The following is a 12,014-nucleotide window of genomic DNA, read 5'->3' on the forward strand; positions in this document are numbered from 1 at the left end:
AAGCTCTCAGTTCATTAACATGGTTAAACTAAGTTAAGTACTTATTATACATAATAAAAATCACACCCGTTAAACGCTACGAGCATTTAACGGGTGCATCCAACTGGTTGAAGCATTTGCCAGGTGGGTTCGCGTTATTGATGGCAGGTGCCGCCGTGGTTGGCGCAGCTGTGCGAATGGGAGTGATTGCTGTGGCAGGTTGCTTCGCCGACCTTGGGAAGAGCTCCTGCAAGCAGGGCCTCAACCGCAGCGTCGGGAGAGCCTGCGGCGCCTGCATACACCTCGATGCCTGCTTGGCCGAGCGCGTTGATTGCGCCCCCGCCGATGCCGCCACAAATGAGCACGTCAATGCCGCCTTGCGAAAGCAGTCCGGCAAGTGCGCCGTGGCCGGCGCCGTTGCTGTCGATGATTTTCGATGCGACGATTTTTCCGTCTTCGACTTCGTAGACTTTGAATTGTTGCGTGTGGCCGAAATGCTGGAAGATTTCTCCGTTGGCGTAGGTGGCTGCGATTTTCATAGTGCGCTCCTTGTCTGTTTTCCGGTTGAAATGGGGCACGTGGAGCGTTCTTTTCGTAAGGGCGCAGCATATGTCTCCGATTCATTTCAACCCTTATTCCCTTATCGTTATAGGGTATATGCTATTGCGCGAATAGCAATACTTGTTTTCTCGCGAACGCTCATTTCGCCGCGACCGGTGTTGCTCGGTCATGCTTCGTTTTGGGAACTTGTTATTGCATGAAGGCATGCTTGTGCGAAAATTTTCGACAGCGGAATAATCGTTATTATGGGTTTGCATGAAAGGAAGACTGTGGGCGATTCAACGAAGAGGGCAACAGCGATTGGCTTGTGCGCTGTTGTGCTGTGGTCGATGATGTTCGGCTTCGTCCGCTTGACTACGCAATCTTTTGGCCCCGCTTTGGGTTCGGCGCTCATTTATTCATGCGCTGCCGTGTTTACGTATATTGGGTATCGCCCTACGCCATTGCGTCGTTTGCCCTTGAAATACGTTTTGTTTTCGGGCGGTTTATTCGTGTTCTACGAAACGGCGATCACCATCTCGATCGGTTTGGCGGCGAGTTCCGCGCAAACGCTCGAATTGAGCCTCGTGAATTACCTTTGGCCTACGATGCTCGTTCTGCTTTCTGCCTTCGACTCGGGTTCGCGTGCCTCCCTCGTTCGCGCCTTGCCCGGCGCTGTGGTCGCGACTACGGGCGTTGTGCTTGCGGTTGGTGGCAACAATAATCTTGATTGGGGCGCGGTTGTTGCCGACGTTTCGTCCAACCCGCTTCCTTTTGCGCTTACCTTTGCCGCCGCAGCTGCTTGGGCGGTGTATTCGGTGTATTCAAGCAGGTTTTCGCAAGGCTGCGATGCGACCGCCTTTTTCATGGTGGGTGTTGCTGCGGTCTTGTGGACAATCTTCCTCTTCGAGGGCGCGCCCGCTCCTGCGGTGGCGCCAGGCTCGCAAGCGTTTTTCGCCCTTGCGGGCGCTGCCGGCTGCATTGCTTCGGGCTATGCTTGCTGGGGGCATGGCATGTTCAAGGGCGACATGGCGAAAATGGGCATCGGGTCCTATGCCGCTCCCTTGCTTTCGGTTGTGGCGAGCACCATCATTCTCGGCGTAAGTCTCACGCCGCTGTTCTGGTGTGGCACTTTCGCCGTAGTGGTCGGCTCCCTCATTAATTGGCGCATGCGACGTTAGGGCGAACTGACTGGCGTATACGATGGCTAGGTGAACCGGATGGCGCATGCCATGGCTGGGCGGGCTAGCCGATGTATGCTGCGGTAAGGTGATTTGGCTGATGCATGCTACGGCAAGGCGAACTACCTGGAACATATTGCGGCAAGGAGAACCTGGACGGTTTTGTTCAGAATGGGCCTCGAATGTGGTGTTTGACGAGCGAGTAACTATTCCTTATATTTCTGAGGGCGTTATGACCTGGTGTTTCTTGTGAGGGTTCTTTCGCTGCGGATGCTTCTTTCGGCTGAGGTGCCTTGGAATTACCACATTCGACACCTTTTTTGAGCAAACGAACACATACATGGTGGGCGGTTTCGTGTTCGCGTCGGTGCTTCATCCAGTTCCCTTTTTCTGCAACGCAGAACTGCTGTCTTTTCTGCGATTTGCATGACCTTGCTTTTCGGCTAGTCGGTCGCATTATGTCGAATTCCCTTTTCGCTCGGTTTTGTTTCGTTTTTCAATAGGACGTAACGAAGCATCTGGTTTTGGCTGATCCAGCGTTGGCTTGTTTTCGGCAATCTTACTCCGATTGATGCTGCGATGATCCTTGCGGTGCGGTCGAAAGAAGCCGCATTGTAGAGTTGTCCTCGCGTTACCGTTATTACTGTTACGCCCATGAGTTGCAGAGCGTTCCTACGCTGTGCGTCTGAGGCGATTCCCTCGGAAGAGGCGTGGTAGCTGTCGCTGTCGTATTCGACATCGATTTTGCGTTTTGGCCAGTAAAGGTCGAGGACGTAGCGTTGTTTGTGGGCCGCCTTCCGCGCGGCAGAGGTGGGCTCGATAGGAAAATTGAGTTTAGGAAACGGTAGACCGTACCCGCCCATTGTTCTTTTAAGGCAAAGGAACATGGTGAGTTTGGTTTCCATGGGGGATGCGGAATTGTCCGCAACGAATTGCAAGGCTCTCGTTGCGATTTCTCGTCCTCGCATTCCTCGGAAAGCCCTGATTTCTTTCGCAAGATGGTTGTGGTTGGTGGCTGGCTCGCATTGAACAAATGTACTCTCATCTGGCAGGAGGGTGTAGCTGCCGCATAATTCATACCCAATTTCGATGAGCGTGAGGAAAGGAGCGCATTGAGCAAGCTGAACGAAAAGGAATCCTAGATTTGGTATAAAGACGCCACGAGGTTTCGCGAGGGCAATTGCTGCGACTGCGCTATTCGCGCATACATGTGTAATCGTTTTCGTTGATTTGCTTCGGCTCGATTGTGATGAAACCAGTATGGATACCTTTTCTTCTGGCGGCAGGGGTCGAAGGAAACCCGCCTTGGCTACGAATGCCTCGACTTCTCGTATTGATGTTGACTTGGGGATGCGCTTTCCAGCTTCCTTGGGGCGACAACCCTTCGACCTTGCTTCGCGAAGGGCTTGTAAAGCAGAAATATGTGAGAGACATATGGTCATGGGCGACATTTTACGGTGAAAATCTTGCCCAAACCTTGTCTAAAACCCGCTTGAATCCCTTCGAAATCTTGCGTAACGCCACTCGAATTCTGCAAGAGCTCAGTTCGAATTCCGATCGATCATTTTTCGAATTTCGATCGAGTTTTGATTGAGATGTGCACGAGTCTTGATTGGATTCTGCGTGAACCATGATCAGGGCTTTCTTAAGTCTGGTCAAAATCTGCATGAACCTCTACTAATCTTTACAAAGTGCGCGTGTGCTTCCTTATCGATCCGAAATCGTACAGCGTGCCATATGCTGAAAGCGCATCTCTTATATGACATTCACAAAAGGAGAGCTCGACTCAAGACGGGCGCAACGGCAAATCTCGGACGTGTTCAAAAATGGCCTCGAATGTGGCAAAAATACCGCTATTCACCCTCTCGTTGAGACGACCTGGCTTCTTCAGGTTTTATATCCCCAGGTCAAAATGTCGATTGAAAATCAGCTTGAACATGAAGGCTGATCGCGTGCTTTATTTCGCCACATTCGAGGTCGTTTTTGAGCAGAACTGATGATCGGAGGGTTACGGAAGTGGGTTTCTGGCCGACTGAGGTGCGTGATGAGGACTTTCTGCCTTCGTTTGCGTGCATGCAAGATGACCCGCTGCGCCTACGCTGCGCTTGGCACACAACTCGTTTCGACCTGGCCTATGACACGCCTCGCCCGTGCCAGCTTTACTTTGATTTGACATACGCCTGACATGGTTTGTGCAGCTGATTTCTATCTTGTTTCTTCAGGATGTGAGTTTATGTGGTAAGCGAAGCTCGCGAAGGATTTTGAGGAGGAATCAGCTGTCTATGGACATCGCAACTTTGGTCGTTGTAGGGCTCGTGATTATAACGGCGCTCACGTTTGACTTCACGAACGGCTTTCACGACACGGCCAACGCTATGGCTACGTCGATCGCAACCGGAGCGCTTAAGCCGAAAACTGCGGTTATTGCTGCCGGTACGTTGAACCTGGTTGGCGCATTTCTTTCGACCGAGGTGGCGAAAACCATTTCTGGCGGCATCATCAATGAGCAGGCAGTGACAATCGGACCTGAATTTATTTTCGCGGGTCTCGTTGGCGCAATCATTTGGAACCTGCTCACGTGGCTCGTCGGCCTTCCGTCGAGCTCGTCGCATGCGTTGTTCGGCGGCCTTGTGGGCGCCGTCATTATCGGTGCGGGCATCGAAGGCGTGAACTTCGGTGCGGTGCTTGCCAAGGTGCTCATTCCTGCGCTTGTTTCGCCGATCGTTGCCGGTTTGGCGGCGTTCGTCGCGGTAAAACTCATATATTTTATTGTGAAGAAGATGAGCGAAGACCAAATCGTCAATGGCTTCCGTCATGGCCAGACGGTTACGGCGTGCTTGGTGGCACTTTCTCACGGTACGAACGATGCTCAGAAAACCATGGGTATTATCACGCTGACTCTTATCGCCGTTGGTGCGCAGGGTGCAGGCACTGGTCCCCAGCTGTGGGTTGTAGCCGTATGCGGCTTGGCGATTGCGGCGGGTACGTACATGGGCGGTTGGCGCGTCATTCGTACTCTTGGCAAGGGCCTTACCGAGATTTCCACTCCGCAGGGCTTCGCCGCCGAGGCTGCTTCAGCAACCACGATCCTCGTTTCTTCTCACATGGGCTTCGCGCTTTCTACCACGCAGGTGTGCTCCGGCTCCATCATCGGTACCGGTCTTGGCAAGCCTGGCAACAAGGTGAACTGGGGCGTTGCGGCTCGTATGCTTGTCGCATGGCTCGTTACCTTCCCGGCTGCCGGCCTTGTGGGCGCTGCGGCGTGCGCACTCGCGAAAACCGGCCTTGGCGGAACGATTGCCGTCGCCTTCATCGCGGTGGTCGCTGCATTGGTCATCTTCCGCCTGTCAAAGCGCAATCCTGTGAACTCAGGTAATGTCAATGAAGCCTCCGAAGTAAAAATCAAGCCTTCCGCTTCGACCAAAGTCGCGACCGCTGCTTAAAGAAAGGATGCGAAGATGCAAGAGTTTATTAATTTCGCAACCGTGCTCGTGGTCGCCGTGTGCGTGGCCGGCATGATATCGACGTTGTACGCATCGGGCCTGCGCCTATGGGCAGCTGGGGGCCTCGACCGCGAAGGCTATGCGCGCATTATGCCGCGCGTGGGGTCGGTGATTTGCTTCTCTGGCTGCGTGTTTATCGTGCTGTTCGCTCTGTGGCTCATGATTCCAATTTTCCACTAGACAATTCGCGTAATTCGCTTTTTGAGAGGCCAAATGATGAAAAAGATTCTTGTCGGAATTGATGGAAGCGCGCGCGGCGCGAGAGCCCTCCACTGGGCGGCGCGTCGCGCGAGCCGCGAGGGCGCCAACCTTGAGCTGCTCTCGGTTGTCGATTCGAGGAAAGTGAAAGAAGCGGGTGCTTCAATCGAAGACGTTCAAGAGGCGGTTGAGGCGAACTTGGATAAGGCGCGCAATTTCGTTGCCAAGCGTTATCCCAACGTGCAGGTTGAGATGCGCATTGCGGAAGGCGAGGTTGTCGAGAATATTGTCGACGCCTCTGTTGGCTGCGACCTTATCGTGCTTGGTTCGCACCATGGCATAAGCGTTGGCGACACCATCGGCGGTGCGAAGCCTTTGCGTGTTGCTGTTTCAGCGGCTGTTCCCACGGCGGTTATTCCGGCCGACTGGGCGGAGGACTACGACGGTGAAGGCGTCGTAGTCGGAATCGACCCTGATGGATCAACGAATCAGGCGCTTGATTTCTCGATCGCTGAAGCAATTGCCACCGAGCAGCCGCTTCGTTTAATAACGGGCTGGGGCTTGCCTGCCTGGATTTCGAAGCCCGCAGAAGCGATGGGCGGCGGCCTTGGACCGGTTGGCGAACAATATCAGGTTCGCCTCGATTCGCTTGCGGCGGCTCTTCGTGAGGAATATGAGGGTCTTAACGTTCGTGGACATGCTGTGGAAGGCTCGTCTCCTACGCGTGTTCTGCAGGGATATGCGAAAACTCGCGGCGTGCTTGTCTTAGGGACGCGTTCGCGTGCGGCGCTTGGCCGTGCGCTCTTCGGGTCGGTAACGCATTCGACGTTGTTGAACCTCACGATTCCGACCGTGATTGTTCCGCAAGACTAGCGAAATGGCGCCTCTAACAGAAAAAGGCCCGTCATGCGACGGGCCTTTTCTTTTGAGAACGGTGCGTTCCGATTTCTGCTTGCTTGCGCACGGGAATTACGACAGGCGCTTCAAGCACCGACTCATGCATATTACCCGTTTGGACCGCTTATACGAGCTTGCCCTTGCAGTGATCGACCATATGCTGGATCATTTGTGCTTCCCACCCTGCGAAGTCGCGCTTGCGATGCTTGAGTTCGCCATTGACGAGTTCATCAAAAGCGAGCTTCATGTGGTCGTAGCGGGTGACCTTGCTCAGCTGGTCTTCGGGGCGCGTGAGGCAGCCTTCTTCGGTTTTGAACGCGGCAAGGCCAAGCATGATTTTGGGATTGTAAATCGCATGGGGCTTGTCGGATTCGTCCAGGTAAACGCACAGCGCTTTGGTCACGCCGATTTGGTTCGCAGCTAGGCAGGCCGCGCCTTCGATAGATGCGAGCGTATCGATGAGATCTTGTGCCACGGAGGCGTCTTCGGCGGTGGCTGCTTCGCAGGGCGTGCTCAGAATGGCATCGTCAAAAACGAGCTCTTTAATCATGATATGCCTTTCGGATTGGTTTCAACCCTTGCATTCTACCAGGTTGCGATGCGATTCGTGAGTGCGGTTTCCGTGCTGGTTGCGAACACGCCCATCGTGAGTGCGCATTTACTCGAATCTCTTCAGCTCACATTCGATAAGCGTATTGCCATCGGCGTGCATGGCATCTCCGAGACTTGCGTAGCGAATGGCAAAATCGTCGTAGGTATTGAAATAGTACCGACCCGTTGCGCCAGAGAAGCAACTGGTGTAGACGGTTTTCTCAAATTCGCCGTTCGACATCGCCGATGCTCCCTCGGGCATCGAAACGTTACTCAGCGTGTGGAACATTCGCACCACATTGTCGCTCTCGCCCGATTTTGTGGGGTAGTTGGCGTTGAGGTAGGCGACTTTCACGAAGCGCGAGGGAGAGTACACGTCGCCAGGGATGCCCCTCATTCCGGCGCCCGCGCCGAAGGGTGCAAGCTCGGCGCGACCCCATGTGGCAGGTGCGGGCATATCGGGCGTTGCGGTGATGTATGTGCGAAGGTTCGTGAGGTGCCATTCGAAGTTCGGATGATTCGCCAGCACATCGACGGGATTGTCGAACACGTGCAGGCCATCGGCACGCGACTCAACAACAATTGAGCGCGTGGCGTCGCCAATAATCCAATGAAGATATGAAACGGGGAAGTGCTCGTTAAAGGGCTTTTCGATGATGAGCGAATTTGCGAGCGCAGCTTCGACTTCATCGACGGTTTCGAAATTGGCTGCTACCCAGGTAGGGAATTCGTATGCCGCGATGTTGGTTTTGCCCTCGATGGGATTCGGCGCGTATTCAGCGCATCCCGGGTGGTTCAGGCCGGCCACGGCAAGCCCCGCGTCGCTTCCGCAGTCGAAGAACAGGGGATAGTTCTGGAATTCGACGCACATGCCGATGACGGCATGTTTTGCCGGGGTCGATTCGTCAAACGCCCAAGGAATCATGAACCCTTTTGGCATAATGCGAACGTTCTCGCCGTATCCGCAGCTCCAATCGAGGTTGCGGCCAAGGAAGACGGATCCTTCTTCATTTGAAAAACGAACTGCTGTGCACATGTGAATCTCCTTTCCCGCTCTTTTCGTTGTGTCCATCATGCGACGGCCCTTTTGTCTACACAAGTGTGATTGGGATATTGTTCGGCGCCCGTTACGCGCTCGTTGAATGGTGCTGAGTGCTTGTGATGTTATGCGTGGGGTTTCCTTTTGAATTCGGGCCGTCTCTGCCAACATGAAAGTGGCCGACGCGTATTAAGCTGCACGCATTCTGCTTTCTCTTGGGAAGGAAATCGACATTATCCCAGATGAGCGAATGAAATTCGTTCATAATCGCATATCTCGCTCCTGCGCCAAGACAAATGTAAATTCACAATTTCAACGCTTACGAAACGGCGTGCTTTTCTGTTATAAATGAATCAATTAGTGGTAGTCACGGGCTCAAGAGCCCCGCAAGGATGAAAGCTTATCGTCCTTGCGGGGCTCTTTTTTTGTTGTCTCGGGAAGGTATGCGACGACTTTTGCTGAGCTTCGTTATCGCCCGACCGCCATGTTTATTGGCTTCTATTGAAAGGAATTGGTCGCACATTTATGTCTCATGGTTTTAATGAAGCGCGCGTGAAGGTTGCGCACCCCTATCTCACAATGATGGGCTTGTATCTGGGTGGTTTTACCGGCATGTTCAGCGAGACGTGCTTGAATATCGCCTTGCCTCAGCTTGGCGTGGCATTTGGCGTCGATACTGCCATCACGCAATGGCTCGTCATTGGATACATGCTGGTAATCGGCCTTGTCATGCCTTTTGCGAGCATTCTTATGAAGTGGTTTTCCGTGCGCAAGCTCACGCTGTTTTCGCTTGGCGCGTTTATCGCCGGTTCGCTCGTGAGCGGCTGTGCCCCCACGTTCGAGGTGCTGTTGTTTGGGCGACTGGTGCAAGGCATCGGCACGGGACTGGTTCTTCCCATGATGTTCTCTATGGTGCTCGAGGTGTTTCCTCCTTGCAAAATTGGTGCGGCAATGGGCGTGACAGCACTCATTATTATGTTCGCTCCTGCCATTGGTCCCACGCTTTCGGGCATTCTTTTGGGTATCTTTTCCTGGCGCGCGATTTTCTTCTCGTTCGTTGTCGTGCTTGTGGTTGGTGTCGCCTTTGCTTCGAAATTCCTCGTGGACCCCTATGAATTGACGCGACCGAGCGTCGATGCTCTTTCGTGTGTGCTTTCATGCATCGGCTTCGGCGGACTTGTTCTTGGCGTCGGCCTCGCGAGCTCGTACGGTTGGGCGAGCGCTCAGGTTCTTGTGCCTCTCGCGTGCGGCATTGTTGCGCTTGTATGGTACGCGCGCCGTCAGCTGATGATCGATGTGCCCATTATCAATGTGCGCATCTTTGGCATTCGCGGTTTCGTTTTAGGCAGTGCTGCCATGATGATCAACTTCGGCATCACGCTTTCGGCGATGTTCTTGTTGCCGCAGTTCATTCAGAATGCAATGGGTGTCGCTGTTGCCATGACGGGCATTATCATGCTTCCGGGTGGCATCGTGAACGCCATTGTATCAATGCTTGCTGGTCGCTTGTACGACCGCGTGGGCGCTCGCATTCCCGCGCGTATTGGTTTCGCGCTTTCGATTGCGGGTTCGATTATGTTGCTGCTTGCGATGGAGTCGAGCACGATCGCGTACGTGATTGTCGCGCATATCGTGCTCATGATCGGCGTGCCGCTCGCTATGTCTCCGTGCCAGACGAGTGCCTTAAATTCGTTGCCCCCGCAGCTTTCCGCCGATGGCTCCACTGCGTTGAATACGATGCAGCAGGTGCTTGGTGCAATCGCGACCGCAGTTGCGACGAGCCTTTTGGGCTTGGGCCAGGCGAGTTATTACGCTGCTGGCGGCACATCTGCGGCAGAGGCCTTCACGGCCGGATCGCATTGGGGCTTCGCGTTCACGTTTGTTTTGGCTGTGTGTGGTTTGCTCGTGGCGCTCATGCTGAAGCAACGTGCGGAAAAGACCGACGTTGTTCCAGAGATGGAGCTGCACGAAATGAAAGCGTGCGCGCCTGCGCGGCCTGCCGGTGAGCGATAGCGCCAACGGTTGGACTCAAAAATGCAGAACCGTTGATGTGGCATGTGGCCGCGTCGCGATGCGCGAGAAGGGGGCGTCTGATTGAAGGGCGCCCCCTTCTTTATCTGGGGTGGTATTTCCTGTCGCTTTTGCTAGTTGTGGCGTTTCACGGTTGCAACCATGCCAAGCCCGATCGCGGTAACGCCCGCGATAATGAGCATTACCAGCGGAAGGCCGTAGGCATCTCCCGCCATTCCTAAAAGCGGCTCCACAATGCCGCCAACACAAATAACGACGCCGTACGATATACCCGATGCGGTTCCCAGATGACGGGGCACGTAGCTCATGCCCAAGGCGACGAAAGAAGGGTAGAACAGGTTGGCCGCGCAGGTGAGCAAGCACACGAGTACCACGGCCGAGACGAGTGAGCGGTTGAATGCGAACGCGACCAGGCATAAAGCGAGAATTCCGAAACAGAGATAGGCGATTCTGAACACGCCCGCGCGTTCGGTGATGCGGCCCGATATCGCCGTTGCAACGGCTCCCGCAATAGCGAATACCGAAAGCATGAGCGAGCCGAACGTTTCGCCTTGGCCGAGCACGCTCACGAAGAACAACGGAATAAATGCCATAAGTCCGTATTCGACGATCGATCGGCATGAAAGCACGCCCATTGCGAGGGCGAAATTTCCCCAGCGCTCGGGTTTTGCGTCTTTCTGCGTAGTTGAATTCTTGGCGATTCCCAGCGAAAGGAAGCGCTTATTGAATGCGAGCAGGACAATTGCACAGATGGTCGTGGGGAAGAGGAAAGCGAGCGTTCCGTGCATGCCAAAGGCGGTAAGGAAGACGGCAGCCATAAGCGGCCCTACGAAAAAGCCGATGTTGCCGCCAACGGCGAAAATAGACATGCCGTTTGCTTTGCGCGCGCCCGCGGCGAGGTTTGACAGGCGTCCGCCTTCAGGGTGGAACATCGCCACGCCAATGCCCGATACCATGGCTGAGGCAAGCACCGTCCAATAGGCATCGAAAAAACCGATGCCGCACATGCCGAGCCCTGCGAGGAAAACGCCGAGCGCCATGAACCAGGGGCATGCCCTGTGGTCGCCGATGGCGCCGAAGAGCGGCTGGATAACCGCCGATGCGATATTCGCGGCGAATACAAGCCCGGCGACCGCAGTATAGGAATATCCGTCGTACATCACCAAAAACGGAAGCGTTGCCGAAAGCGCGCCTTGGTTGATATCGGCGCAAATGTGCCCGGTCATGCAAAGGTAGTTGACGAGTTTGTCTTCTTTTCGAGCTGCAATCATCGACATGCTTTCATACTTGATGAATTGGGTTGCGCCGGTCGCGGCATAGCGACGCTCGGGCTAATCGACCCAGGCGCGAATGCGATAGTGCACGCCGAGTTCATCGCAGATGGCCTGGCATTTCGCTTCGTCCTCGTGCGAAATGGTGGTTTCGACGGTCGTCATGATTACGTTCGGCACGTATTTACGAACTTCGCGCGCGAAATCGAGCATGCCTTGGAATGCGGCGTCGCCGAATTGGCTGCGAACGAGTTCGTGGTATTCGTCAGCGTTGGGCGTGTTGAGCGAAATGGAAACGGTATCGACGATGCCTTTGAATTCAGGGGCGATATCACGGCCGTTGATGAGGCTGCCTTGTCCGTTGGTGTTTACGCGAACCGGCTTATCGTAGCGGCGTTTCACTTCGGCTGCGACCTGTTTGAGGGTTTCGAACGCGCATGTTGGCTCGCCGAATCCGCAGAAAACGACTTCTTCGTAAGCGCTCATGTCTTGTTTGTTGAAAGCTTCTATGACTTCTTCGAAGGAAGGCTCATGCTCAAGCCACAGCACGTTGTCGGCGCCTTCGCCGTTTTTGCCGACGCCCGTTGCAGTTTGGCGAATGCAGAACGTGCACGCGCAGCTGCAGCGATTCGTGAGGTTGACGTAGAGTCCGTTGTGGACGGGATAGACGATGGTTTCGGCTTTTTGCATTCTGAACTTCTTTCAACCTAGTGGGGTTTCTATTGGAGCGACCTGATGGAGATGTGCGCGAGGTTGCCGTTCGCTTCGCGTGGTATGCAGCCGT

Annotated in this window: 11 protein-coding genes; 5 read left to right on the plus strand and 6 right to left on the minus strand. The window is 54.4% G+C overall.

The window, feature by feature from the left end; genetic code table 11:
• Window positions 1-134 precede the first annotated feature (134 nt).
• Window positions 135-518 carry a NifB/NifX family molybdenum-iron cluster-binding protein gene (locus DMP05_RS03735; RefSeq protein ID WP_123219226.1) on the minus strand — a complete coding sequence of 128 codons (384 nt, stop codon included), beginning with the start codon at window positions 516-518 and terminating at the stop codon, window positions 135-137.
• 291 nt (window positions 519-809) lie between these two features.
• Between DMP05_RS03735 and yddG the strand changes: the two genes are divergently transcribed.
• Window positions 810-1,700, plus strand: a complete 891-nt coding sequence (gene yddG, locus DMP05_RS03740; RefSeq protein WP_211326849.1) for an aromatic amino acid DMT transporter YddG — start codon at window positions 810-812, stop codon at window positions 1,698-1,700.
• Between the two features lie 443 nt (window positions 1,701-2,143).
• Here yddG and DMP05_RS09740 read toward each other — a convergent pair whose 3' ends face one another.
• Window positions 2,144-3,142, minus strand: a complete 999-nt coding sequence (locus tag DMP05_RS09740; RefSeq protein ID WP_148039688.1) for a PDDEXK family nuclease — start codon at window positions 3,140-3,142, stop codon at window positions 2,144-2,146.
• A gap of 840 nt (window positions 3,143-3,982) precedes the next feature.
• On the opposite strand from DMP05_RS09740, the gene DMP05_RS03755 reads away from it, so the two are divergent.
• The 3 genes from DMP05_RS03755 to DMP05_RS03765 are packed head-to-tail and all read left to right on the plus strand — an operon-like array spanning window position 3,983 to window position 6,274.
• A complete protein-coding gene (locus DMP05_RS03755) occupies window positions 3,983-5,143 on the plus strand; it encodes an inorganic phosphate transporter (protein ID WP_123219230.1) in 1,161 nt (386 codons plus the stop codon).
• A 15-nt stretch (window positions 5,144-5,158) separates the two neighbouring features.
• Window positions 5,159-5,383: a hypothetical protein gene (locus tag DMP05_RS03760; RefSeq protein WP_123219231.1), complete on the plus strand. Its 225-nt coding sequence runs from the start codon at window positions 5,159-5,161 to the stop codon at window positions 5,381-5,383.
• Between the two features lie 33 nt (window positions 5,384-5,416).
• Window positions 5,417-6,274, plus strand: coding sequence for a universal stress protein (locus DMP05_RS03765; protein WP_123219232.1), 858 nt, complete (start codon window positions 5,417-5,419; stop codon window positions 6,272-6,274).
• A 148-nt stretch (window positions 6,275-6,422) separates the two neighbouring features.
• Here DMP05_RS03765 and DMP05_RS03770 read toward each other — a convergent pair whose 3' ends face one another.
• The gene (locus DMP05_RS03770; protein ID WP_123219233.1) at window positions 6,423-6,848 is read right to left on the minus strand and encodes a peptide deformylase; all 426 of its coding nucleotides are present in this window, start codon (window positions 6,846-6,848) and stop codon (window positions 6,423-6,425) included.
• 108 nt (window positions 6,849-6,956) lie between these two features.
• Window positions 6,957-7,925: a choloylglycine hydrolase gene (gene bsh, locus DMP05_RS03775; protein WP_123219234.1), complete on the minus strand. Its 969-nt coding sequence runs from the start codon at window positions 7,923-7,925 to the stop codon at window positions 6,957-6,959.
• A gap of 528 nt (window positions 7,926-8,453) precedes the next feature.
• Here bsh and DMP05_RS03780 point away from each other — a divergent pair.
• Window positions 8,454-9,941: an MDR family MFS transporter gene (locus DMP05_RS03780; protein WP_211326850.1), complete on the plus strand. Its 1,488-nt coding sequence runs from the start codon at window positions 8,454-8,456 to the stop codon at window positions 9,939-9,941.
• Between the two features lie 131 nt (window positions 9,942-10,072).
• Here the strand turns inward: DMP05_RS03780 and DMP05_RS03785 are convergent, their stop codons facing one another.
• Window positions 10,073-11,230 carry an MFS transporter gene (locus DMP05_RS03785; protein WP_244595030.1) on the minus strand — a complete coding sequence of 386 codons (1,158 nt, stop codon included), beginning with the start codon at window positions 11,228-11,230 and terminating at the stop codon, window positions 10,073-10,075.
• Between the two features lie 60 nt (window positions 11,231-11,290).
• Window positions 11,291-11,920: a TatD family nuclease-associated radical SAM protein gene (locus DMP05_RS03790; protein ID WP_123219236.1), complete on the minus strand. Its 630-nt coding sequence runs from the start codon at window positions 11,918-11,920 to the stop codon at window positions 11,291-11,293.
• Window positions 11,921-12,014: the final 94 nt, after the last annotated feature.

The organism is Slackia isoflavoniconvertens (assembly GCF_003725955.1).
Taxonomy (GTDB): Bacteria; Actinomycetota; Coriobacteriia; order Coriobacteriales; family Eggerthellaceae; genus Slackia; species Slackia isoflavoniconvertens.